18 protein-coding genes are annotated in these 23,733 nt (G+C 66.3%); 11 read left to right on the forward strand and 7 right to left on the reverse strand.

Going from position 1 to position 23,733, the window contains the following annotated elements:
* Positions 1 to 54: 54 nt before the first annotated feature.
* From KK7_RS0110005 to KK7_RS0110025, 5 genes are all read right to left on the reverse strand, one after another.
* On the reverse strand, positions 55 to 2,751 hold the full coding sequence (locus KK7_RS0110005; protein ID WP_029623156.1) for an exo-rhamnogalacturonan lyase family protein: 2,697 nt from the start codon (positions 2,749 to 2,751) through the stop codon (positions 55 to 57).
* Between the two features lie 69 nt (positions 2,752 to 2,820).
* On the reverse strand, positions 2,821 to 3,588 hold the full coding sequence (locus KK7_RS0110010; RefSeq protein WP_010544510.1) for a DUF6250 domain-containing protein: 768 nt from the start codon (positions 3,586 to 3,588) through the stop codon (positions 2,821 to 2,823).
* 366 nt (positions 3,589 to 3,954) lie between these two features.
* Complete coding sequence (locus tag KK7_RS0110015) at positions 3,955 to 5,133, reverse strand: replication initiator protein A (RefSeq protein WP_010544511.1); 1,179 nt, start codon at positions 5,131 to 5,133, stop codon at positions 3,955 to 3,957.
* Between the two features lie 220 nt (positions 5,134 to 5,353).
* Complete coding sequence (locus KK7_RS0110020) at positions 5,354 to 6,433, reverse strand: ParB/RepB/Spo0J family partition protein (protein ID WP_029623158.1); 1,080 nt, start codon at positions 6,431 to 6,433, stop codon at positions 5,354 to 5,356.
* A 31-nt stretch (positions 6,434 to 6,464) separates the two neighbouring features.
* Positions 6,465 to 7,664 (reverse strand): AAA family ATPase, encoded by a 1,200-nt coding sequence (locus tag KK7_RS0110025; protein ID WP_010544513.1) that lies wholly within the window; start codon positions 7,662 to 7,664, stop codon positions 6,465 to 6,467.
* A 161-nt stretch (positions 7,665 to 7,825) separates the two neighbouring features.
* Here KK7_RS0110025 and KK7_RS0110030 point away from each other — a divergent pair, with 161 nt between their 5' ends.
* Both KK7_RS0110030 and KK7_RS0110035 read left to right on the forward strand, forming a co-directional pair.
* Positions 7,826 to 8,107, forward strand: coding sequence for a type II toxin-antitoxin system Phd/YefM family antitoxin (locus tag KK7_RS0110030; protein WP_010544514.1), 282 nt, complete (start codon positions 7,826 to 7,828; stop codon positions 8,105 to 8,107).
* Positions 8,104 to 8,436, forward strand: coding sequence for a type II toxin-antitoxin system RelE/ParE family toxin (locus KK7_RS0110035; protein ID WP_010544515.1), 333 nt, complete (start codon positions 8,104 to 8,106; stop codon positions 8,434 to 8,436). Before KK7_RS0110030 ends, KK7_RS0110035 begins: the two co-directional genes overlap by 4 nt.
* A 4-nt stretch (positions 8,437 to 8,440) precedes the next feature.
* Here KK7_RS0110035 and KK7_RS0110040 read toward each other — a convergent pair whose 3' ends face one another.
* The gene (locus KK7_RS0110040; protein ID WP_010544516.1) at positions 8,441 to 8,698 is read right to left on the reverse strand and encodes a response regulator transcription factor; all 258 of its coding nucleotides are present in this window, start codon (positions 8,696 to 8,698) and stop codon (positions 8,441 to 8,443) included.
* Between the two features lie 237 nt (positions 8,699 to 8,935).
* On the opposite strand from KK7_RS0110040, the gene KK7_RS0110045 reads away from it, so the two are divergent.
* A complete protein-coding gene (locus tag KK7_RS0110045) occupies positions 8,936 to 9,613 on the forward strand; it encodes a FadR/GntR family transcriptional regulator (protein ID WP_010544517.1) in 678 nt (225 codons plus the stop codon).
* Here KK7_RS0110045 and KK7_RS0110050 read toward each other — a convergent pair.
* Positions 9,603 to 10,148, reverse strand: a complete 546-nt coding sequence (locus KK7_RS0110050; RefSeq protein WP_010544518.1) for a gluconokinase — start codon at positions 10,146 to 10,148, stop codon at positions 9,603 to 9,605. The two genes, KK7_RS0110045 and KK7_RS0110050, sit on opposite strands and share 11 nt — an antisense overlap.
* 137 nt (positions 10,149 to 10,285) lie before the next feature.
* On the opposite strand from KK7_RS0110050, the gene KK7_RS0110055 reads away from it, so the two are divergent.
* From KK7_RS0110055 to KK7_RS0110090, 8 genes are all read left to right on the forward strand, one after another.
* Positions 10,286 to 13,306 (forward strand): glycosyl hydrolase family 28-related protein, encoded by a 3,021-nt coding sequence (locus KK7_RS0110055; RefSeq protein ID WP_010544519.1) that lies wholly within the window; start codon positions 10,286 to 10,288, stop codon positions 13,304 to 13,306.
* Between the two features lie 123 nt (positions 13,307 to 13,429).
* Complete coding sequence (locus KK7_RS0110060) at positions 13,430 to 16,399, forward strand: TonB-dependent receptor plug domain-containing protein (protein ID WP_010544520.1); 2,970 nt, start codon at positions 13,430 to 13,432, stop codon at positions 16,397 to 16,399.
* 140 nt (positions 16,400 to 16,539) lie between these two features.
* The gene (locus KK7_RS0110065; protein ID WP_010544521.1) at positions 16,540 to 16,734 is read left to right on the forward strand and encodes a hypothetical protein; all 195 of its coding nucleotides are present in this window, start codon (positions 16,540 to 16,542) and stop codon (positions 16,732 to 16,734) included.
* A 224-nt stretch (positions 16,735 to 16,958) separates the two neighbouring features.
* Entirely contained in the window at positions 16,959 to 19,118 is a 2,160-nt protein-coding gene (locus tag KK7_RS0110070) for an ATP-binding protein (protein WP_010544522.1), read from the forward strand.
* Positions 19,115 to 20,902 carry a putative bifunctional diguanylate cyclase/phosphodiesterase gene (locus KK7_RS0110075; RefSeq protein ID WP_010544523.1) on the forward strand — a complete coding sequence of 596 codons (1,788 nt, stop codon included), beginning with the start codon at positions 19,115 to 19,117 and terminating at the stop codon, positions 20,900 to 20,902. Before KK7_RS0110070 ends, KK7_RS0110075 begins: the two co-directional genes overlap by 4 nt.
* Before the next feature lie 52 nt (positions 20,903 to 20,954).
* Positions 20,955 to 21,566 carry a TetR/AcrR family transcriptional regulator gene (locus KK7_RS0110080; RefSeq protein ID WP_010544524.1) on the forward strand — a complete coding sequence of 204 codons (612 nt, stop codon included), beginning with the start codon at positions 20,955 to 20,957 and terminating at the stop codon, positions 21,564 to 21,566.
* A 412-nt stretch (positions 21,567 to 21,978) separates the two neighbouring features.
* Complete coding sequence (locus KK7_RS0110085; protein WP_010544525.1) at positions 21,979 to 22,392, forward strand: hypothetical protein; 414 nt, start codon at positions 21,979 to 21,981, stop codon at positions 22,390 to 22,392.
* Entirely contained in the window at positions 22,370 to 23,620 is a 1,251-nt protein-coding gene (locus tag KK7_RS0110090; protein ID WP_010544526.1) for an efflux RND transporter periplasmic adaptor subunit, read from the forward strand. Before KK7_RS0110085 ends, KK7_RS0110090 begins: the two co-directional genes overlap by 23 nt.
* Positions 23,621 to 23,733: the final 113 nt, after the last annotated feature.

Raw genomic sequence — 23,733 nt, forward strand, 5'->3', positions numbered from 1 at the left:
GCCGGGCGCCGCGCCAGCATCTTCCTGCCCAATTTGGGGGTCGGGGAGCAGGCCCTACTCCCCTGCCCCGCCGCGCGGCGGATGCGGCGTGCCGCGATCGAGGGCGGCTGGTATGAGGGCGAGGTTCTGGATCGCGGCGAGCCCCCATTGCGACGCGGCATTGGTGGAGATGCCCGGCCACTCCACCCCGCCCCCCGGCAGCGCCCGACGGGGATCCGCGAGGGTGAGACCAAGGCCGGCGTCGCCGGACAGGAACTCCTCCGCAGCACGAGCCGCCAGTGCCACATCCCCGGCGGCGTGGGCTGCCGTGGCGGTAAGCCGCGAATGCGCCTCCCGCAGGTTGCGCGGGCCGAACGGTGCTCCCCACTTGGCCAGCCAGTCCGTCTTCGGGGCATTGTACCATCGACAATAGTCGAGCCACGCGGCGCGATAGCGCGGCACGTCGAACAGGCGGAGAAGTTCGGCGTTGATCTCCACGGCCCCGAACACGGCGTTCAGGTGCGAGAGTTGGATCTTCGCGCCCCGATCGAGAAAGCGGCCGCTTGCAAGATCATAGGGCGCGCTGCCGGTCAGCCAGCCACGCGGCAGGCGGCCGATGCTGTCCATGCCGGCGATGATCCTATCGCGCCATTTCCGATCACCAGTACGTTCCCATTCGGTTAGCCATGCCCCTGCCAGCACCGCCCAGGTGGTGCCGAAGGTCATCTCGATCACCCCGTCGGGCAGCGCCTCGCGCGCCGCACCAGGCACCTTGCGCCCGATTTCGACGGTCTGCAGCGCCTGCTGCGACGTCGCCAGTGCCCGGAGAAGGTCGCCGGTGCGCTCGTCGGCGGTGAGATAGTAGAAGATCCGCCGATAACTGGCGTTGCTGACGCGCGGCTGCTTCGAGCTGTCACTCCAGTGCTGGACGCCGTGGCGGGTGCCCAGCCCCGCGAAGCGGCCGAGATGATAGACGTCGACTTCGCTGGTATGCCGTGTCATCGCCTCGGCAAGGCGGAACGCCTGCGCGTCGCGGCTGCGCAATGCGCTGTACCACAGCCACAGATCGGGCGAGAGCTCGCTGTTCGCCCAGGCAAACCCGCCGATATCGTAGCGCCATTGATGCCGGTCGGGATCGTAGCTGTGCATCACATCGCCGTGATCCCAGAAGCCGTACCAGCTGCGCCGGTCCACCTCGCCGGCATAAAAATCGATCAGCCGGGCGAGTTGGTCCTCGATCGCCGCACGCATTGGTGTCGAGCGATCGGGAAGGCCCCAATCGCCGAACAGTCCGGCGGCGTGGAGCTGGGCAGGATCCGCCATCAGCCGCGGCGGTTCCGCGACCGTGGCGGCCAGCGACCGCAGATGATCGGTGGAAGGCGTGGCCGGGAACGCCCATAGCATCAGCTCGCTGGTGCGCGCGATCCCCAACGGCGAATCCCACCCGGGCTCATAATCCTCATAGGTGATGGCGAGGCCTTGATTCTGCGCGTCATAGCCCTCCATGCCCATGGTGCCGTGATAGCGCCGCAGGTCCATCGGCTGGGCCCGCGGGGACCATAGCCATGCCGTAAGACGGGCAAGATCGCCGGCGGCACCGTCGATCTCCAACTCGCTCGGATGGCGTTGCCAGAACCAGCGGGCGCCGATCGCCGCGCCGCCCCAGGGGGAACCGACATAGGCGAGGCCAGGCGCGCGTCGTCCTTCGTCGGCGTCGATCCATGCCATGTCCCCGGCGGTGCGCTTGGCAAGCGTGAAGCCGTTGGCGGAGAGCTGGCAGAGCCTGAAGCCGCCCCACGCGGGAATCCGCTCGAGCAGCCCGGGCACCGGCGCGCGCATCTCCGTAAGCGGCGGCACGGCCTTCCCCGCAACCTGCGCCGCACGGAACGCGGCGCCGGGGTCGCGCCGAAGGCCGGTCAGCGGGCGGACAGCTTCGGCGAACATCGTCTCCGCGCCGGTTGCGACCCGGATGTGTCGATCATGCAGCGCGCCCCGCATCGGCACCTGCGCCGAAATCCCGATACCCGTGACGAAGAACCTATCGGGATCAACATCATAGACGAGACTGTGGAAAAGTCGGGCGCCGCGCGAGCCGGCATAGATTTCGATCCGCAGAGTGAACGGCAGCACATTATGGCCGGCACCGACATGCTTCCCGTCGATACGGACCACGGCGCGCACCGGTCCATGCTGCTCCACATCGAGGCGCTCGACCTGACCGACCAGCGGAATACGGGGGCTGTCGACACGATCTGCGCACAACTCTGCGACCAGTCCGGTTGGGCCAAGCAGGATGCGCCCCCCCTCCCCTGTCGCAGCGATCGCCACGGCCCCTTTCCGCGCGATCCGCCAGCGTAGCGGGCCAGTATCGATCTCCACCACCTCCTCGGTCGACCGCACGACCACCGGCGTCGCGGGCGCGGCCGGGGCGCCGGGTTGGACCCGGACCGACGCCGGCGCTTGGGAGGCGGCCGGGATTGCATGTCCGGTCCACTTACGCGAGCCATCCGGCCACCGCGCCAGCGTCCAGCTTTGCAGGGGAAGCGCTTCCCCGGCCGCGGTGATCGCCTGGAGCGGTGTCCGGTCAGCCAGGGCCCCCTGCGGCCATGCGAGGCCGAAGGTTTGCCCCTCTACCTGTCCTGATGGGCTTGTCGCGTCGATCCAGGCGGCATCGGCGACGATCTTGCCTTGGCGGGGAAGGGGGACGGCAGCGAGGAGCGGACCGGCGGTTGCTGCTTGCAGTAGCGATCGGCGCCGTATGGCATGTTGCACTGGCCTCTCCCGAAGAACCTGAATCGCCGATCGTTTTACATTGTGATAGGTTAACCCACAATGTGAATATTATCGGCCGAGTTGCCAGATGCGGAGACGCTCGACGCGCAAGTGACTCTGGGTGGTCCGCAAACCGAAATGCCCTTGGCGGTAGGGGTCCTGATCCTCCAGCAGGAAGCAGAGCCGCCCGTTCCGTAGCAGCGCGATATGGGAGCCGTTCGCGATCAACCGAAGATGCAGCGGCCGGTTGGCTTGCAGTAAGGTCTCAGGTGCACGGAGGTCATGTTGCGGCAGCAGCGGCCGGGTGCCCTGCTCTCCGACATAGCGCCGGAAGCGGGTCGTGCTGTTCCCGTTCCCACCGATCCCCGCATAATAGGTACGCAGCATGTCGTAGTCCGCGAAGGCACCGGTCCGAGGTTTGTAGAGGGCATTCCCGCCAGGAGCCTGGGGGTCCTGCGCCATCCAGAAACAGTTGACGTCGCTGACCCGGTCGTTGGGGCCGCCCTCAGCAACGGGGGTCACGACATAGTCGATGGCGAGCGGGCCATGGAGGCGATGCCTGAACCACAGCGTGACGCCGGCCGGGACATCGATATCCAGCCTGCCATCGGCTGCAGCAATCCGTCCTGGACGCTCGCATTCCACAACCCAATTCGCGAGTCCGTCGCGGAAGTCGTCCCGGTGTACCAGACGCGCTGTCGAAGCGCGTGCGAGAGTGGGTGCGATCAACGCAGCGGCGATAACGGTGCGCCGCCCGAGCATCCTCGCGCTCAGGTCGGCGACATCGATGGAAGCAGGCATCTTCTCCCAATCTTCAAAAGAGAAAATCTCACGCAAGGTTAGAGAGTTTCCTGATTCGTTACAGAGTTAATCGAGCTGCGGGCACACGGAAGAGAGCGGAAATGCACGAGTCGCGCGACATGCGGTGTTCCCATTGTGTCGACATGGCGTTCCTGAAGGGTCGAAGGCTGCGTTCCCGAAAGGTCGAAAGACCGTTCCCAAAGGGTCGATGGGTGTTCCCGATGGGTCGATAACCCATGCAAAGGTGCGGCAGAACGGCATGGTTCCGGGGCCGCGGGGCGGAACTTGAATCAGTTGGGTCCGACAGGCGACGGAAGAGGTTCAAATTTCGATCACGTCGGCAAGCCCTTTCGGAAACGAAACCGGCACGCCCGACACTTCGGGAACGCAGCCGCGTCGCGCTCATCGGAGCTGATGCTTGTGCCGGGCGTGCCATTGGCGAACGAAGCCGATGAACGCGTTCTGGTAGTTTGCCGGCGTCCGCGCGGGATCCGCCTCTACCCAGTCGCGGAATTGGCGGTGCAGTTCCTGATAGTCCCATCCCGGACATTCGCGGCGGAGAAGCTCCAGCGTGGCGTCGGCAACCATGCCGCTGGTGCCGCGCGTAGCCAGGCTGGTGAGCGAACGGCGGATCAGCGCGCGCGCGTCCGCGTCGATCGGCACATCTTCCGCCGGTGTATTGGCGGCAGGCGCGTGCGCGCGGTGCGTGGCGGTGCGGTTCGAGGCAGGCGGCGTCCCCTCCCCTTCCGACCGGCGACGCATCCGCAGGCTCGGCTCGCGCTTGCCCGCCGGGGTTTCCAGGGTGAGCGCATAGCCGGGCAGTTCGTCGCGTTCGACGATCTTGGCGATCTCGAACTTGAATCGGCGGTACTGCCCCTCCGCCCCTGACTTCTCGAAAAGGGTGGGCATGGAGATTGCAAATCCGGTCTCCCCTGCTCCGCCCGCATGCTTCCGCGCAACCTTGTAAAGCCAACGCTCGCGTCCGCCGGTCAGGTCAAAATAGGCGCGGTCGATGGACAGCACGCCGCCGGTCATCAGCACGCCTTCGTAGAACCAGTTGGACAACTCGATGGTCATACCCCGCGACCGCTCCGTCTTCTCGTCGACCAGTTGGGTCCAGCCGTCGAGCCAGCTGAAGGTCGCCTCACGACGGTTCTCGGCTCGGATGTTGGTCTTGATCGTGGTTGCGACGAGCCGGTCCAGCGCTTGTCCGAGCAGTTCATAGGCCCGGCCGGTGGTCGGCCGCCCGATCGCACGCAGAAGGTCGTAGGGCATCAGATGGAGCTTGCGTGGAATGTCATTGCGTCCGCGCCGAGCCATGTCGGCGAGCACGCTCGCGCAGTAGATCAGGATGTCGGCATCCCAGATCGTCGCCATGCCGTAGTCGGGATTTGCCGAGACATGGACCCAGAGCTTGCCGTCCGGGCTCTTGTAGTCGATCGGCTTCACGCGCTTGGTCTTGGCGAGGCTGAAGAAGGGGCGTTCCATCATCTCGCGCTGGTCGCGCAGCGGCATGTCCGCGAGATAGGGAAGGAAAAGGTCGAACTGCTCGGGGATCGACTTGCGATCAGCTTGGGTCATGCTGCCTCGGCTTGGCGGGCGGGGAGGGTGTTTCCCGGGGGAAACGGATGGTTACTGGGGGTAGCGGACGGCGTTTGGGGGGGGCGGAGATAGTCGTTTGGGCACCCGGGCAACCGCCAGCGGCTCGCGCTGTCACCGACCCTGACAAATCGCGTCGGCGGCGTTTCCCCGGGAAAACACCGCTTGGCCCGATCGCCGCGGTTTCCCCAGGGAAACGGCATCACCGCTGCAGTCCGCGACCTTCTCGGTCGAGCTGGTCAAGCGCCTCGCGCAGCGCGTCCACCAGTTGTTCGCGGTCGGCCCCCGAGCCCGCATGCAGGCGTACCGTGACACCTTGGCGATTGACGGACAAGATGCTGAGGGCTGTCCGACCTGTGGGTCCAGACCAGAAGAACAATGTCTCGCGCGGCGAAGATCCGGTTGGGGCAGCGATCAGCCGACGCAGCACGTCGGCTGCGGGTACTGCGGCCTGCCCGAAAGCGCGGCGCTCCGCCTGCTCCTTCGCCAGAGCCTTCGCCTCGGCCAGGATCGCCTTTGCCGCCGCCTTGTCGTCCAGCGCCTGGGCGAGTGGATAGGCGGGCTTGAGCTGCACGTCCGCCGGCGAGGCAAAGGCTGCGATAACGGCATCGGGGATGCCCGCCACCTTGATCATCTTCGACAGCCAGCCCTTGGACAGCTTCAGCCGCTCCGCCATGCGGGTGAGGTGGTTGCCGTAATGCGCCTTGAGCGCCTCGGCATAGTTTCGGGCGCGCTCGAGGTCCGACACGTCCTTGCGGGCGCGGTTTTCGAGATCGGCGAGGCGGAAGGCTGCCTCGTCATCCAGCTGCGCCACCTGCGCGACGAACTGCATGTCGGGATAGCTGTTCGCGCGCAGCCACGAAATCGCGAAGTGCCGCCTTGTACCGGCAATCACTTCGTACTCGTGCTGTGGATCGCCCTCGATCCGGCGCACCACGGCAGGGACCTTCTGGCCGTTTTCCGCGACGATCGAGTCGATCAGTTCGCGGACATTCTCCTCGGTAAGGTCGCCATAGACACGGGCGTTCCCCGGCCAGATCCGCACCTTTGCGGGATCGAGCAGAAGCTGGGTAACCTGGCGCACTTCTCCGGAGGCGACGCGGGCAAGCGCGGACTCGCGGCCGAGCAAGGTCGTGCCGCGTGTCCGTGCCAGACGGGCCGGAAGCTCGGGTTCAGGAGCGGGGGAGGGGCTTGGTGCCGGCTCCGCCGCGGTCGCCGCAGCCTCCGGGGCTGCGTCCTCGGCGAGCAGGTCGGCGAGATAATCCTTCTGGGTACGTGCCACGGTTCAGCCCTTCTGCCCGGGTGCAGCGCAATCAGGCCGCTTCATTGACGACATCCTCTTCGCTGGCCGGTGTGACCCGGCCCCAATTGCGGCGGACCAGCGCTTCCACTTGCCCCAGCGCCTCATCGAGATTGGCCTTGCAGCGCTTGTGGGTGCGCGCGGTACCGATCGGCCGATCGAGCTCATAGATCGACATCATCCGCATCGCGGCGTGGCTGATCTCGGCCGATTCCAGGATCGGCACCGGCAGCAGGGCAGGGCCGAACGCCTGCTCCATGATCTGGCGAACCATGGCGTGACTGGGGTCGTTGCCGTCGAACTTCGAACAGATCAGGCGAACAAAATCATACTGCACCTCGATGCCCGCCTCGGTCAGCTGATGCAGCACCTGGTCCATCATCGAGAGGAACTGGACGGTTGAGCAGAAGTCGGGTGTGGTCGCCGCCAGCGGCACGAGCAGTGCGTTCGCCGCCTGCATCACCGCCAGACTGATCGTGCCGAGCGCGGGCGGCGGGTCGAGGATCACCACGTCATAGTCGCGGGCGAGATCCGACAGGCCTGCCTTGAGCTTGCGGAAGCGGGTGGCAAGGATCGAGCCACCGTCTGCACCCGCCGCTGCCAGCTCATATTCGACATCGAACAGTTCGAGGTTCGACGGGATCAGGTCTACATTCGGCCAGGGCGTCTTCTTGACCGCGTAGAGCAGATCCGCCTGGGTGGGGTCGATCGAAAGATAGGGGTAGAGCGTTTCTTCCCGCGTGATGTTGAAGTGCGGATTGAAGCCGAACAGCGTCGTCGTCGTCGCCTGGCTGTCGCAGTCCACCACCAGCACGCGATAGCCCTGCACCGCGAAATAATGGGCGAGATGGGTGGTTACCGTGGACTTGCCGACACCGCCCTTGAAGTTCTGCACCGCGATGATCGCCGGCACGTCAAGGGGCGCGCGGGCAGGGGAGGCGCCCAGCACGCGGCGCATGTTGAGCAGTTCTTCCACGGTGTAGCCCGGCCGACGGCCATTCTCGCTCGCCGGGGGCGGGGGGAGGCGTCCGTCCTCCTCGGCCATGCGGATGCGGTTGGTCGAGCAGCCAAGCAACTGGGCGGCTTCGGCAATGCCGAAGCGCACATGGAGTCCCTTGCGGCTTTCCGGTAGGAAAGCCTTACGGCGCAGTCGTTCGATCATGCGCTCGCCGGCGTCGGCAAGTTCACTGATCCGTTCGATGTCTGAATGCATTCGTGCTTCGCCCCGCGCGCTTGAATGAGTGTTGCGCAGCATATGTCAGATTTCGTTCAAATCGGCAAGGTGACTGCGGCCGCGATGCAATGTTCTGTAGTTCCCATTGCTCAGATCCGATGCGAAGACTATATTCGGACCATTATCGGTCTGGAGTCGTGATGCGCTATTCGGAGCAGGTCAAGCCGGTCAGCTATCTGAAGGCAAATGCCGCCGACGTGCTGCGGAGTTTGGCGGAGGGCGGTGCACCTCTCGTGATCACGCAAAATGGCGAGGCGCGGGCGGTGCTGCAGGATGTGGCCAGCTATCAGGCGACCCAAGAAGCGCTGGCCCTGCTCAAGCTGCTGGCGCTCGGAACGCGCGACGTCGACGCCGGGCGCGTGGTTCCGGCCCGAGAAGCGATTGCGCGGCTGCGAAAGGGCGGGGGCGACAGCACGGCATGAGCGGCCGCCATACGGTCTATCTCACCGCCGGTGCCGAGACCGACCTGGCTGACATTCATGGCTGGATCGCCGCGCATCGTTCTCCCGAACAGGCCGATGCGTTCCTGGACCTGATGCTGGCAAAGGTGGAGAGCCTGGAGACGTTTCCCGATCGCGGGGGCGTTCCGGCCGAACTGGACGCGCTCGGCATCCGCGAATTTCGGCAACTGGTCGCACCGCCCTATCGGCTGATCTACCGGGTGATCGTCGACCATGTCTTCGTGCTGCTGGTCGCGGATGGCCGGCGGGACTTCCAGGCGCTGCTCGAGCGCAGGCTGCTTTCGGCCTGACCGCTCAGCCGTGGGACCAGCCGAGCTGGCCCGCGACGATCGCTGCCTGGGTCCGATTTCGCACGTTGAGCTTGCGCATCACCGCGGTCATGTGGACCTTCACCGTCGCTTCGGCCATGCCGAGCTCATAGGCGATCTGCTTGTTGAGCAGGCCGGAATGCACGCAGCGCAATACCTGCATCTGGGTCGGGGTGAGGCGCGGCGGCGCCGACACGTCCGCAGCGATGGATTCAGCCTGTGTCCGTTGCGTAGCGGCCTGCATGCCCTCTCTCCCTCGTCGATCCGTTCGCTGAGGCTGCGCCTCCAGATTCGTTAACGTTAACTACACAGGCTTGTAGGACAGGTTCAAGCCCTTTTCGGCCCTGAAGGATGAAATTGAGAAAGATATCTAGCATAATCAGACGGTCTTGCATAAACCTGTCTGATAAGTTCCTGCGTCGAGATGCCGGTGCGGACAGGGGAGGGGCATGGAAGCTGCAACGGCGCGTGGCACCGCACGATGAGTCAGCCGCGCCTATCCGATCACGCCTATGCGGCGATCGTCGAATGGATCAAATCCGAAGGTCTGGAGGTGGGCGATCGCCTGCCGTCCGAGGCGCGACTGGCGGAGATGTGCGGCGTTTCGCGCGCGATCATCCGCGAGGCGCTGGTTCGGCTGGTATCCGACGGCATCACCGAAGTGCGGCGCGGGGCCGGTTCCTTCGTGAAGGGGCGTCCGTCGGAACGGCTATCGGCATTCATGCCGCTCGCCGAGCTGCCCGTGACGCTCGGCAGTTATGAAGTGCGCTTCGTGCTGGAGACGGAGGCGGCGCGGCTGGCGGCGGTGCGACGTACGCCCGAGCAGATGGCCGCGCTGGAGGCCGCGCTGGACGGCCTGCGCACCGCGCTGCTCTCCAGTGCGCCGGCACATGTCGAGGACCGCGAGCTGCACCGTGCCATTGCCGATGCAACCGGCAACCACGCCTTCCAGCACGCCTTCGACGCGCTCTGGCCGGACGTGGAGAAGGTGATGCAGGCGGGGGTGGACATTTCCCGCTCGCGCTCTGCCGAGGTCGTCGCGGTGATGCTCCATGAACATGAAGTGATCGTGGAATCGATCCGCGCGCAGGATCCGGAACGTGCCGCGCTGGCGATGCGCTGGCATCTGGGCGAGGGGCGCCGGCGGCTCATGCCCTGACCGCGGGTCTCCCGAGATGCGCCAATACCGTCGCACAGGCGGTGCCGGGGGGAAGGTCGCAGTGCAGCATCAGCGTCGATTCCGCCGGGCTCGGGCGCTCCAGCGTGGCAAGCTGGCTGTCCAGCAGGCTCGTTGGCATGAAATGTCCCGGTCGGTTTGCCATGCGGGCGAGGAGCTGTTCGCGCGCGGCGTCGAGCAGGACAAACTGTACCTGCCCGCCGATGCGGGCGCGCAACCGCTCGCGATAGATGCCGCGTAGCGCGGAGCAGGCGGCTACCGCCACGCCGTGCCGCGCAAGCGACTCCGCTGCCGCTTCCGCCAACCGATCGAGCCAGGGCCAGCGATCGGCATCGGTAAGCGGCTGGCCGCCGCGCATCTTCGCGACCGCCTCGGGGGCGTGAAAGGCGTCGCCTTCCAGAAAGGGACAGCCCAGCGCCTCCGCGAGGAGGGCGCCGAGGGTAGACTTGCCGCAGCCGCTGACGCCCATCACGATCACGGCCGCGGGCGCGGGCTGGCGATCGGACGGGTTGGGCATGGGGGCAGGGCTCCGGAAAGGGGACGGCCCGCTTCTGGAAGGCTGCGCGGGTGCTGAAAACTACGACCTTGGTCGCAGATGTTCCCCCGCACGGCACGGGTTAGCCAATGCAATCAAAGGCTAAGGATAGATTGGGGATGGATATGCGCTGCCTGCTGGCCGGATTGCTTGTCGCGACCTCGCTTACTGCGCCCGCTCTGGCGCAACAGGCGTCGATCTTCCCCACCGCTCCCGACGAGCCGCGCGCGGTGACCGTCAAGGCCAAGGGCGACGGCAAGGCCGATGACACGGCTGCGTTGCAGACGGCGCTGGACGATGCGCGCGACGCGACGCGGCACGGCATCGTCTTCCTGCCCTCCGGCCGCTACCGCATTACCCGCACGCTGGTGGTGCCGGCTGGCGTGCGCATCTATGGCGTCGGCCCTACGCGGCCGGTAATCCTGCTTGGCGCGAACACGCCCGGCTTCCAGCAGGGCGTCTCGACCATGATCGTGTTCGGCGGCGACGACCAATATGCCGTGGGCAAGGTGCCGGTGCCGGTGCCGACCGTGGTGCCGCGCGACAAGGTGGTGCGCGACGCCAATTCGGGAACCTTCTATTCCTCGATGAGCAATATCGACATCGAGATCGGCGCGGGCAATCCGGCTGCCGCAGGCGTGCGCTTCCGCATGGCGCAGCACGCCTTTCTCAGCCACATGGAGTTCCGCATCGGATCGGGCTTTGCCGGCGTCTATCAGGCCGGCAACGTGATGGAGAAGGTGGCGTTCAAGGGCGGGCGCTACGGTATCGTCACCGAGAAGACCTCGCCCGCCTGGCAGTTCACCCTGATCGATGCGACCTTCGACGGCCAGCGCGAGGCGGCGATCCGCGAGCATGAGGTGGACCTGACGCTGGTCAATGTCGCGTTCCGCGACACGCCGGTGGGGATCGAGATTGATCGCGGCTATTCGGATTCGCTCTACGGCAAGGACGTGCGGTTCGAGCGCGTCTCCAAGGCCGGCGTGGTGATCTCCAAGGAGAACAACGTCTTCACGCAAGTGGGCTTCGACAATGCGGTGGCGATCGACAGCCCGGTCTTCGCCCGCTTCCGCGAGAGCGGCAAGACCGTGGCGGGGAAGGGAAGGGCGTACCGCGTCGGCGCCTTTTCCTATGGCCTGAAGGTTCCTGCGCCCGGCGAGATGGGGAAATATGATCTTCAGGCCGAGGTTACGCCGCTTGGCAGCCTGCCACCGACGCGCGACCCGGCGATTCGCGCGCTGCCGCCGATGGCGGAATGGGTGAACGTCCGGAAGCTCGGCGTGAAAGGCGACGGGACGACCGACGACACCGCCGCGCTCCAGAAGGCGATCGACGGCAACCGTGTCCTCTACCTCCCGATCGGCTTCTACAGGGTCACCGACCGGCTGACGCTGCGGCCGGACACGGTGCTGATCGGTCTGCACCCGGCGATCACCCAGCTGACCATCCCCGACAACAATCCCGCCCATGCGGGTCTGGGGAGCGTGGTGCCTATCCTCGAGACCCCGCAGGCCGGCGACAACATCCTCTCCGGCCTCGGGCTGTTCACCGGGCGGGTGAACCCGCGCGCCTCGGCGGTGCTGTGGCGTTCGGGCGCAAACAGCCTGATGCAGGATGTGAAAATCATGGGCGGCGGCGGCACACCGACCGCGGACGGCAAGCCGCTCGGCATCCAGCAGGCGCGCAGCGGCGATCCGGTCGCGGACGGCCGGTGGGATGCGCAATATCCGAGCATCTGGGTTACCGACAATGGCGGCGGTACCTTCACCGATGTGTGGAGCCCGAACACCTTCGCTCAGGCGGGCTTCTATGTGACCAACACCAGCACGCCGGGGCATGTGTACGAGATGTCGGTGGAGCATCACGTCCGCAACGAGTTCGTGCTCGACAACGTGCAGAACTGGGAGTTCCTTGCGCCGCAGACCGAGCAGGAAGTTGGCGACGGCCCCGACGCCGTGTCGCTGGAGATCCGCAACTCGCGCAACCTGTTGTTCGCCAACTATCATGGCTATCGAGTCACCCGCAGCTACCATCCGGCGCTCAGCGCGGTGCGGCTGTTCAATTCCGCCGATATTCGCTTCCGCAATGTGCATGTGAACGCCGAGAGCGGCTATGCGGCGTGTGACGACGAGGGCTGCGGTACCTTCCTGCGCGCCAGCAAATATCCGTTCGACAACGCAATCCAGGACGTGACCGGCAAAAGGCTGGTACGCGAACGCGAGTTTGCCCGGCTCGACATCGGCGCGGTCGAACGCCAGGAGGCGGAGAAGCCGCTTACGGCGAAGGTGGAGAAACTGGAGGACGGCTTCTATTCGATTTCCGGGGCGACAGTGGACGCACGGGGCCGCCTCTACTTCATCGATCGCCGCTTCCAGCGCATTCAGCGCTGGACCGAGGCCAAGGGGCTGGAGGTGATCCGCGATCACGCCCTCGACCCGGTAAACCTGGCTGCGGATGGCTCGGGCCACCTGCTGGTGCTGTCGTCGCTGGGGCCGAAGGGCGCGGTCTATTCGATCGATCCCGATGGTCCGCGCGACCAGCTGACCCGCATCGAGGCGACACCCGTTGCCGCGGGCAACACGGCGACGACGCTGCTGCCGGTGAACTGGTGGGCAAACGGCGAATTCCGCGATCAGCTCAACCAGCAGACGTATCAGTTCACCACGATGGCCGAGCTGTTCGCCAAGGAAGCGGGCGAGCCCAAGGCGAAGGCCTATGTTTCGCCCGACGGCAGCGTCGCGCTGCCGGCCTTTCGCGTGTGGCAACAGGGGCCGACCGACCATGTCGGCTGGCGCTGGTCGCACGCGCTCAACGCCAACGGGTTGGTCGGCGGCAAGCCGGGCGAGCGTCTGTTCGTCACCAACGGGTCGGAGAACATCACCTACACCGGCACGGTGGGACCCTCGGGTACGCTGGTGAACCTCAGACCCTTCGCCGATCGCGGCGGGGAGAGCGTGGCGGTGGCACCGGACGGGCGCGTCTATGTCGCGAACGGGCAGGTGTCCGTCTACGGCGCGGACGGCAAGCAGGTCGGCCGGATCGACGTGCCGGAGCGTCCCTTGCAGATCCTGTTCGGCGGTGCGGACAAGCGCACGCTGTTCATCCTGACCCATCACGCGCTCTACGCGGCACGCCCCTGAAGACGTGGCGCGGCCGTCTACCACCTATGTCGTAGGTGTCGGCGGCCTCCGGCGGGACTAGCAACGAATGCAGTATCGCCACGGGTCGGATAACGCCCGGAGAACATTGGAGGGGTTCGTCGCATGAAGGGGATTTTCACACCGCATCGCCAGCTTGGTGGCGCCAGCCTGATCGCGCTGGCCGCGATGGCCCTGGCCGGCACCGCCCAAGCGCAGACCAGCGCGACCCCCGCACCCGTGGCGGCACCGGCGCAGGACCAGACGTCTGCGGATGCGGAACCTGCGCAGATCACCGTCACCGGCTCGCGCATCGTCGCCAGCGGCTTCACCGCACCGACCCCGACCACGGTCATCGGTGAGGAGCAGATCGCCGCAAATGCCCAGCCGAACCTGTTCAACACGATAGCCCAGCTGCCCTCGCTCCAGGGCTCGACCGGCGCGGCGACGGGCACGTTCAGCACCTCCAGCGGCCAGCAGGGTCTCAGCTCGTTCTCACTGCGCGGCCTGGGTGCCATCCGCACGCTGACCCTGCTCGACGGCCAGCGCGTCGCGGCGGCCAATGTCACCGGCGTACCCGATATCAGCCTCTTCCCGCAGCTGCTGGTGCAGCGCGTCGATGTGGTGAACGGCGGTGCCTCCGCTTCCTACGGCTCCGACGCGGTCGGCGGCGTGGTCAACTTCATCACCGACACCAAGTTCACCGGCTTCAAGGGCAACATCCAGGGTGGTATCTCCACCTATGGCGACAACAAGCAGATCCTGGCGCAGGGCGCCTGGGGCAAGTCGTTCGCCGACGACAAGCTCCACCTGATCGTCAGCGGCGAATATGCCCATGATGGTGGCGTCGGCCCGGGCGACTTCGGTGTCGACCAGGCGCGCAGCCGCAACTGGTACAAGGCGACCACGCTGTTCAACACCGGCCAGACCAACAATGGCTCGCCGCAGTTCGTCTACAGCGATTTCGCCCAGCCCTATCAGTATTCGCGCTACGGGCTGATCAACAACGGCCCGCTCCAGGGCATTGCGTTCGACGTCAACGGCAACCCGTACAACTTCCAGTACGGCTCGGGCGGCCAGCCGCTCGGCAATGGCCGGGTGAGCAACTGCTATCCGGGCAACAGCTTCTGCGTCGGCGGCGACCTGACCGGCGCGCCGGGCTCGGGCGCATCGCTTGTCTCCAAGCTCCAGCGCGTCGTCGGCTACACCCGCGTGGGATACGAGTTCGCGCCGAGCAACGAGTTCTACGGCACGTTCAACATCGGCCAGGTCAAGACCAACAACCAGCCGAGCCCGGGCTATAACCGGCCGAACCTGACTGTGCAGTGCGCCAACCCCTATCTGCCGCAGCTGGTGCGCGATCGCTGCTCCAGTGCCGGCATCACCTCGTTCAACTTCGGGTCGAGCAACGCCTCCTTCCCGGATCCCCAGGTCTATACCGATCGCCGCCAGTATCGCGGCGTGCTGGGCGCCAAGGGCAAGCTGGACGTTGTCGGTGGCCAGTGGAACTACGATGCCTATTACGAGCATGGCGTCACCATCTCGGACATCCTGGTCCACGACATCGTCCTGCAGAATCGCTATGTCGCCGCGACCAACGCCATCGCCCTGAACGGCGCGATCGTCTGCGCCGATCCGGTGGCACGTGCTGCCGGATGCCAGCCGATCAACATTTTCGGCGGCTTCACGCCCTCGGCTTCCGCCCTTGCCTATGTCACCCCGGCAAACGGCCCGTTCCAGCACACCAAGCTGACTCAGGACGTGGCCAGCGTGAACGTCTCGGGCAATCTGGTCGATCTCTGGGCCGGCCCGCTCACCCTGGCCTTCGGCGGCGAGTATCGCCGCGAATTCTACCGAGTGAACGCCGATCCGTATGGGGCCGGCGTCAGCGCGATCAGCCCGACCAGCGCCGCCTATCCGGCCGATCCGCTGCTCAACTCTGCGCAGGGCAGCAACTGGGCGGCCGGCAACTACAAGAATGGCGGCGGCAAGTATCACGTCTGGGAAGGTTTCGCCGAGCTCAACCTGCCGCTGTTCGACAATGAGGGGCTGGGCAAGGCAAATCTGAACGGCGCCGGGCGCGTCACCAACTATTCCACCTCGGGCACGGTCTGGGCGTGGAAGATCGGCGGCACCTGGTCGACCCCGATCGACGGGCTGCGTTTCCGGGCGGTCACCTCGCGCGACGTGCGTGCGCCGAACCTGTCCGAGCTGTTCGCCGCGCCGACCGTGACCACGCTGCCGAACTTCAACGATCCGTTCCGGAACGTCGCGGTGCAGGCGTTCCAGAACACCGTGGGCAATGCCAATCTGAAGCCGGAAATCGCCCGCAACACCGTTGCCGGCGTCACGCTGGCCAACCCGAGCTGGTTGCCGGGCCTCAGCCTGTCGTTCGACTATTACACGATCAAGCTGGCCGGCGTGGTCTCGTCGCTGTCGGCAGACCAGATCGTCCGCTTCTGCTTCGAGGGCAACCAGGCGTTCTGCGGCGGCTTCGTGCTGAACAGCCCCACCCAGGGCGGCAATTTCATCAACGTTCAACCGTTCAATCTGGCGAGCTGGAAGACCAGCGGCTTCGACATCGAGGCGAGCTATCGCTGGGCGCGGCCGCTGGGCCTGCCGGGCAACTTCACGGTGCGTGCGCTCGGCACCCATGTCAGCGAGTTCCTGGTCCGCGCCGGCATCGCCGGGGTGGCGACGGTGGACAATGCCGGCGCCAACACCGGTGCCACGCCGAACTGGAAGTGGCTGGCGATCCAGACCTACGACAACGATCAGTTCAGCTTGCTGGTGCAGGAGCGCTGGTTCTCGGACGGCGTGTTCGGCAACCAATATGTCGTCTGCCAGACGAACTGCCCGGCTTCGACTGGCAACAACCCGACGATCAGCCGCAACTTCATGCCTGGTGCCTTCTATGTGGACGTCGGCGGCACGTACAAGGTGACCAGCGGCGTGCAGGCCTATTTCAAGGTCGACAATTTGTTCAACGTCGATCCCGCGCCGTCGCCGCAGACCAATACCGGCCTCGACGTGAATCCGGCGCTCTACGACACCATCGGGCGCACCTATCGGCTCGGCGTGCGCTTCAACTTCTGATCCCCGAACCGCATCGTCCCCCGACGACTCCTGGTCCCGGTCGAAAGGCCGGGACCTTTGTTTTGGGCGGAAACCGAGCCACCCGCGCGCGTTGAGAAGGCGCGCGCGGGTTCTCCGCGCCCGGACCAACGGAGACGACCATGACCGAAGCGACCACGACCGTGTCGAACGGGAAGACTGCGCTGACGGATGACATCCGCGCACATTTCTCTGGCGATGCCCCCATCACCGAGAAGGCGAAGAGCTTTGCCAAGGTGCGCCCCTGGACCAGTGCCGCTTTCCTCGGAATCGCCGCGCTGGCGGTGCTGAACGGCGTTCGCGGCGTACGACCCTGAGACCCGGTGTGGCGCGTCGGAGCCTCCCGGCGCGCCACACGCACGAATGGTTAACAATGCCTTCTTGCAAAAAATCTTTTATATGCAAATAGTTGTAAGTAGAAGGTAGGTCTTTTCACGGAACTTCATTTGTCGGATTTTAATACTAGACTTCTACCACGCCGACTTCCGGCAGGAGTTGCGTGGTGCCCATTTCGCCTTCGTCGTCCCCAGATCCCAATATCATGCGTGCGCGCTGGCCCAATCTACGGTTCGAGGCCACGATCTTCCTGCTGCTGGTGCTGACCTTCGTCGGGGTGCTCGGGCGCGAAACGATAACCTCCACGCGTCTGTCCGTACCCTCCATCGCCACCAACTTCGATGCCTATGGCTATTCCGATCAGTCGAGCGGCGGCCGATCGACGACCGGCTTTACGCGGAGCAAACCGCTCGCCTGGCAATGTTCGCTGCGCGCCGGGGCCGCTTATGCCTTCTGCGGCTACGGCATGAAGTATCGGGGCAAGCCGCTCGATCTCTCCGGCTTCGACCGCGTGCATATCCGGCTGCGGTATCAGGGCAAGCCGGGTCGCCTGAAGTTCACGCTCAAGAATTTTGATCCGGCCTATAGTCGCCGCGACGCGGGCGACAGCACGATGCCGGTCAGCACCGAGTTCGACGTGCACACCGGCATCAACGAGGTGACGTTGCCGCTGGCGCAGTTCACCGCCGATTCCTGGTGGATGGCGCAGCGCAAGCTCCCCGCCGACACGCGGGTGCCCGATATGCGGCACGTCGTCGCGATCGACTTCGTCTCCGCCGGACCGCCGACCACCGGCGACTTTTCGGCCATGATCGAGGAGCTGAAGTTCGAGGGCATTCTGGTCAGCTCGACCGAATGGTATCTGCTGATCGTCGGCATTTGGATGCTGATCGCCGCGGTCACGCTTGTCTACCGCTTCCTTGCGGTGCGTCGCGCCTATGAGGCGGAACAGCGCCAGCAGGCCCGCGCTGCGATGGCGCTCGCCGAGGCGCGCGCCGCCGCCGAGGCGGCCAGCGCCGCCAAGTCCCAATTCCTCGCCAATATGAGCCACGAGTTGCGCACACCGCTGAACGCGATCCTTGGCTATACCCAGTTGCTGGAGCGCGAAGACCTCGCCCCGCGCCAGCGCCAGGCGGTGGAGACGATCCATCAGAGCGGGACGCACCTGCTGACGCTGATCACCGACATTCTCGACCTGTCGAAGATCGAGGCGGGCAAGCTGGAGGTGCTGCCGGCGCCCCTCGACCTCCAGGCCTGTATCGACCAGGTGGTGGCGATGATGCGGCTTCGGGCGGAAGAGAAAGGGCTCGCCTTCTCGGCGACGGTGGAGCCGGATGTGCCGGCGCGGGTGATCGGCGACGGCAAGCGCGTCCGCCAGATCCTGCTCAACCTGCTCGGCAATGCGATCAAGTTCACCGAAGCGGGCTCGGTTCGGCTGGACGTCGGCGTGGCGGGCTGGGGCGAGGGCCAGGTGCGCCTGCGGATCGACGTGACCGATACCGGCCCGGGCATTGCCGCCGACCAGGTCGAGCGTATCTTCCTGCCATTCGAACAGGCCGGTGCCGCTCGGCAGCGCGGCGGCGGCACCGGGCTTGGCCTCAGCATCACCCGCCAGCTGGTGCAGGCGATGCAGGGGGCGCTGACCGTCGAGACCTTCCCCGGCCAGGGCAGCCGGTTCCGCGCGGAGATTGCCTGCGGGCTTGCCGCGCTGGCACCCGAAGACGGTCATTCCGCGGTACTGTCGGTCCCGGGCGTGGGCGCGCTGGTGGTGGACGATGATCCTGCCAATGCGGCGCTGCTGAGTGCCTATCTGGAGGCGCGGGGCTTCATTGTCCGGGTCGCCGGCGACGGCCTTGCCGCGATCGACGCGGCCCGCATCGCCTGGCCGCGGCTGATCCTTATGGACCTCAAGATGCCGGTAATGGGCGGGTTCGACGCCATCCGGCGGCTCAAGGCCGATCCGGTGCTGCGCGACGTGCCGGTGATTGCGATCAGCGGCGCTGTCGGCGCGGGTGCCGAAGCGGAGGCGCTGGCTGCGGGTGCGATCCAGCTGCTGGAGAAACCGGTCGACCTCGACGCGCTCGGCGCCTGCCTCAACCGCGTGTTCGCGCCGCCGCCCGCGCCGCTGCCGGCCACCGACGATGCAGCGCTGGTAGCACCGCCCGACGAAGTGCTTGAGGCCCTGCTGGTCCACGCCCGGGCCGGCAACATGCGTGCGATCCGCCGCGAAGCCGAGTCGATCGCCGCGCGCGATCCGGCCCATGCGCCCTTTGCCCGCCACCTCGAGGCGCTCGCCGCCGCCTATCAGTCGCCCAAGGTGCTGCGATTGATCGAAGCCAAGCGTAGCCGGAGCGACGCGCGATGACCGCCAATGCCGCCAACGACGCCGCCACGATCCTCATCGTCGACGACAACCCCGTGAACGTGGGCGTGGTGGTCGACCATCTGGAGGGCGAGGGCTATCAGGTGCTCGTCGCGCTCGGCGGCTATGAGGCGCTGGAGCGGGTGCGGTTCGCCCGCCCGGACCTGATCCTGCTCGACGTGATGATGCCCGATCTGGACGGGCTGCAGGTATGCCGGCGGCTGCATGCCGATCCGCCCACGCGCGACATTCCCGTGATCTTCATGACCGCGCTTGCCGACGTAACCGACAAGATCGCCGCGTTCGAGGCGGGCGGCGTCGATTATGTCAGCAAGCCGTTCCAGCTGGAGGAGGTCCTGGCACGGGTGCGGACGCATCTCGCTCTGCGCCGCGCCCGGCAGGACCTGGAGGCGCATACCGCGGTGCTCGAAGCCGAGATCGAGGCCCGGCGGGCAGCCGAACAGGCGCTCCGCTATCTGGCGCTGCACGATCCGCTGACCGGCCTGCCCAACCGCACGATGCTGATGGACCGGTTGCAGCAGGCGATCGCCCAAGCCCGGCGCGACCAGCGCCAGGTGGGGTTGCTGCTGATGGACCTGGATCATTTCAAGCACATCAATGACAGTCTCGGCCATTTCATCGGCGACGAACTGCTCGAACAGGTCGCACGGCGTCTGCGCACGGTGCTGCGCGAATGCGATACGGCCGCGCGGCTGGGTGGCGACGAGTTCGTGATCGCCGCCGGCGCGCTCCATGGGCCGGGCGATGCCGAACAACTGGCGCTGCGCGTGCTGAAGGTGCTGGATGCGCCGTTCATGGTCCAGGGCCGCGAGCTGCATGCCGGTGCGACCATCGGCATCAGCCTCTATCCCGGGGACGGCGACAATCCCGCCGCCCTGCTCCAGGCCGCCGATACCGCCATGTACCAGGCGAAGCGGCGCGGGCGGGGCAGCTACCGGCTGTTCAGCCGAGACCTGAGCATCGCGGCGGAACGCTGGCATGCCCTGTCCAACGATCTGCACGGGGCGTGCGAACGTGGCGAGTTCGTGCTGCACTATCAGCCGCAGGTGTCGATCGACACCGGCGAGGTGACCGGGATCGAAACGCTGCTGCGCTGGCAGCATCCGCAACAGGGGCTGATCGCCCCGGCGCTGTTCATCCCGCTGCTCGAAGAACATGGCCGGATGGTCGAGGTCGGACGCTGGGTGCTGCACAGCGCCTGTGCTCAGTCCGCGGCATGGCAGGCGGAGGGGCTGCCGCCGATCCGCATCGCGGTCAATCTCTCCGGCCAGCAATTCTACCGGGGGGACATCGTCCGCACCGTGCGCGAGGCGCTGGAGCGCAGCCGGCTCGCGCCGGAACTGCTCGAACTCGAGCTTACCGAGAGCCTCACCCTCGACGACGGCGAGGCGACCCTGCGGATCATGGGGGAACTGAAGGCGCTGGGCGTCGTGCTTTCGCTCGACGATTTCGGCACCGGTTGGTCATCCCTCGGCTATCTGCGGCGATTCCCGCTCGACCGCATCAAGATCGACCGCTCGTTCGTGCGGGATCTGATAGGCGACCAGGGAACCGCGGCGATCGTCCACAGCATCCTCGATCTCGCGCGCCAGCTCGATCTCGATTGCGTGGCGGAGGGTGTGGAGACGGACGCGCAGCTCGAGCATCTGCGGCGCGAGCGGTGCCCGACGATGCAGGGCTTCCTGTTCAGCCAGGGGGTGCCGGCGGCGGAGATCGCCACCTTGCTGGCGGCGGGTCGGCCCAAGCCGCGGCGGATCACCGGCTGAGGGGCGCACCAAGCTGGCAATTGCCGGCAAGGAGGGTTATATACCGCTCGTTATGAAAACCGCAGCCTGTACCGTAGCCAAGGGTCGCCCCCGCGAGTTCGATGTCGACGAGGCGTTGACGGCGGCGCTCCGCATCTTCTGGAGCAAGGGCTATGAAGGCGCCTCGCTGACCGATCTCACCGAAGCGATGGGCATCACCCGGCCCAGCCTCTACGCTGCCTTCGGCAACAAGGAAGCCTTGTTCTGCAAGGCGCTGGACCTCTACGAGCGCGAGAAACTCTGCTATATCGGACGTGCTCTGGAAGCACCCACTGCGCGCGGCGTGGCGGAGGCGCTGCTCCGCGGCGCGCTGGAGCGGCAGCGCGACACCAGCGATCCCAAGGGCTGCATGGGCGTGATCAATTCGGTCGCATGCGGCGTGGAGGCCGAGTCGATTCGCGAGGAAGTCTTGAAGCGCGGCGAGTCGGCAAAGCGGGCGATCGTCGCCCGGTTCGAACGGGCGCGGACGGAAGGCGACCTTCCCGGCACTGCCGATCCGGAAGGGCTGACCGCCTATATCATCGCGCTGATCCAGGGCATCGCACTGCAGGGCGGATCGGGCGCGACCTGCGCCGATCTCGAACGGCTCGTGCAGACCAGCCTGGCCATGTGGCCGGCACGATAAATCGTTTCGGTCATGCGAAATCCTGCTTGCGAAGAAAAATACCGACCGGTATAAAAAGGCTGTTGACGCACCGCAGCGCGACTTATATACCGACTGGTATAGAAAGTGATCCGCCGCCTCTCGGGGCTCGCGGGGCAGACGGAGACGCGGACATGCGCCGGCTTGCACGCAAGAAACGGGGTGAGCCCTAGGCTCGAACCTTCCATAATCGTCCAGTAACGACGCTCGCTTCCACGCGCACGTCGGTTCAATTCACGCGCGCTCTTTCGTGAGAGCAGCCGAACGCTGTGAGCAATTCGCGGCGCTGGGTGTCGCGCATCCACGACACATCCTACCGACGCCTGCGGCCAAAGGGGTTTTGCGGGAACGGCGGAGCGTTGCTCGCCGTCGGTACAACCGAGGGAGAAGCATCATGGCATATCTCGATCTCACCGACATGGCCGGCAACGCCGCCGCGCTCCCCGCCTTCCTCGCCACGCCGCGCGAGGAAACCAAGCTGAGCGCGCTCGAATGGCAGGTGGTTGCCATCGCCCAGCGCGACCGGATGTCCTCGCTGGAGGCGCCGAGCCGGCTGTCGATTGCGCTCGGCATGATCTTCGGCGGCGAGCGCGGCAATCCGCGGCTGGCCGATCCCAAGCTTGAGGCGCTGCGCCGCATCGCGGTCGTCTCCTGGCATCGCGGCTTCCGGGTGCCCCAGTCCGAAATCCAGCGATTCTACGAGGCCGGCTATACGCCGGGCCAACTCGAGACGCTGCTCACCAGCATCAGCCGCGGTCGCGCGGCGCTGAATCAGGGGAACCATCATGAACATGCATACGCCCATTGAGGGCGAGGCGGCGGCACGTACCCGCCCCAAGCGTTTGCGCGCCTGGCAGAAGGCGGCGCTGGTCGTCGTGCCGGTGGGCGTGGTCGCCGCCGGCTTCGGGATGAGCGGGCGCAACGCGCCTGCCGTCGCTGCGCCGGCCGCACCCGTCGTCACCGTCGCGACGCCGCTCGCGCGCGAGGTCAACGAGTGGGACGAATATGTCGGCCGCTTCGAGGCGAGCCGCTCCGTCGAGGTGCGGCCGCGCGTCTCGGGTGCCGTCACCGCGATCCACTTCAAGGACGGCGCGATCGTGCAAGCGGGCCAGCTCCTCTTCACCATCGATCCGCGTCCGTTCACCGCCGCGCTCGCCGAGGCCAAGGCGGGCGTGGCGAGCGCGCAGAGCGATCTGGCGCTTGCCCGCTCCGACCTCGACCGCGCCCAGCGGCTGGTCAGCGTCGAGGCCGTGTCGAAGAGCGATGTCGAACGTCTCCAGGCCCGCGTCCGCGCGGCCACTGCCGCTGTCGCCGCGGCGGAGGCCCGGGTTCGCGCCCGTGCGCTCGACGTGGAGTTCACCCAGGTGCGTGCGCCGATTTCGGGCCGCATCTCCGATCGCAAGGTCGATCCCGGCAATCTGGTCGCCGCCGGGGAAGGGCAGGGGGGTACGCTCCTCACCACGATCAACGCGCTCGATCCGATCTACTTCACCTTCGACGGCTCGGAGGCCCTGTTCCTCAAGGCCAAGCGGGCGGCGGTGTCGTCCGCCAGCCCGGTCGAGATCCGGCTGCAGGACGAAGGCGAGTATCGCTGGAAGGGCCAGATCGACTTCACCGACAACGGGCTGGACCCCAAGTCCGGCACGATCCGGGCCCGTGCGGTGCTGTCGAACAAGGACATGTTCCTGACGCCGGGCATGTTCGGCAACATGCGCCTCGCCGCCGGGGGCAAGGCGCAGGCGCTGCTGGTGCCCGATGCCGCGATCCAGACCGACCAGGCGCGCAAGCTTGTGCTCACCGTCGGCGCCGACGGCATTGTGGTGCCCAAGCCCGTGGTGCTCGGTCCGGTGGTCGACGGTCTCCGCATCGTCCGCTCGGGCATCGCGCCCCAGGACAAGGTGGTGATCGCCGGCACCCAGTTCGCCCAGCCCGGCGGCAAGGTGCAGCCCAAGGCCGGCACCATCACGCCGGCGGCAGCATCGGAGGCCCCCGTCGTGTCCGCTCCGATCACCGGCCAGGCCACCTTCGCACATTAAACAGCCTTAAGCCCCTCCCCTTCAGGGGAGGGGGTTGGGGTGGGGCAGTGTCTCACCGAGACCAGCGCCCGTGGAGAGTCCCCCACCCCAACCCCTCCCCTGAAGGGGAGGGG

The organism is Sphingomonas elodea ATCC 31461 (genome assembly GCF_000226955.1).
Lineage (GTDB): Bacteria > Pseudomonadota > Alphaproteobacteria > Sphingomonadales > Sphingomonadaceae > Sphingomonas > Sphingomonas elodea.

Coding starts and splice junctions, on each gene's coding strand:
- KK7_RS0110015 (WP_010544511.1), bottom strand. CDS start 5,133: ATGACCCAAGCTGATCGCAAGTCGATCCCCGAGCAGTTCGACCTTTTC.
- KK7_RS0110025 (WP_010544513.1), bottom strand. CDS start 7,664: ATGCATTCAGACATCGAACGGATCAGTGAACTTGCCGACGCCGGCGAG.
- KK7_RS0110030 (WP_010544514.1), top strand. CDS start 7,826: ATGCGCTATTCGGAGCAGGTCAAGCCGGTCAGCTATCTGAAGGCAAAT.
- KK7_RS0110035 (WP_010544515.1), top strand. CDS start 8,104: ATGAGCGGCCGCCATACGGTCTATCTCACCGCCGGTGCCGAGACCGAC.
- KK7_RS0110040 (WP_010544516.1), bottom strand. CDS start 8,698: ATGCAGGCCGCTACGCAACGGACACAGGCTGAATCCATCGCTGCGGAC.
- KK7_RS0110045 (WP_010544517.1), top strand. CDS start 8,936: ATGAGTCAGCCGCGCCTATCCGATCACGCCTATGCGGCGATCGTCGAA.
- KK7_RS0110050 (WP_010544518.1), bottom strand. CDS start 10,148: ATGCCCAACCCGTCCGATCGCCAGCCCGCGCCCGCGGCCGTGATCGTG.
- KK7_RS0110055 (WP_010544519.1), top strand. CDS start 10,286: ATGGATATGCGCTGCCTGCTGGCCGGATTGCTTGTCGCGACCTCGCTT.
- KK7_RS0110060 (WP_010544520.1), top strand. CDS start 13,430: ATGAAGGGGATTTTCACACCGCATCGCCAGCTTGGTGGCGCCAGCCTG.
- KK7_RS0110065 (WP_010544521.1), top strand. CDS start 16,540: ATGACCGAAGCGACCACGACCGTGTCGAACGGGAAGACTGCGCTGACG.
- KK7_RS0110070 (WP_010544522.1), top strand. CDS start 16,959: ATGCGTGCGCGCTGGCCCAATCTACGGTTCGAGGCCACGATCTTCCTG.
- KK7_RS0110075 (WP_010544523.1), top strand. CDS start 19,115: ATGACCGCCAATGCCGCCAACGACGCCGCCACGATCCTCATCGTCGAC.
- KK7_RS0110080 (WP_010544524.1), top strand. CDS start 20,955: ATGAAAACCGCAGCCTGTACCGTAGCCAAGGGTCGCCCCCGCGAGTTC.
- KK7_RS0110085 (WP_010544525.1), top strand. CDS start 21,979: ATGGCATATCTCGATCTCACCGACATGGCCGGCAACGCCGCCGCGCTC.
- KK7_RS0110090 (WP_010544526.1), top strand. CDS start 22,370: ATGAACATGCATACGCCCATTGAGGGCGAGGCGGCGGCACGTACCCGC.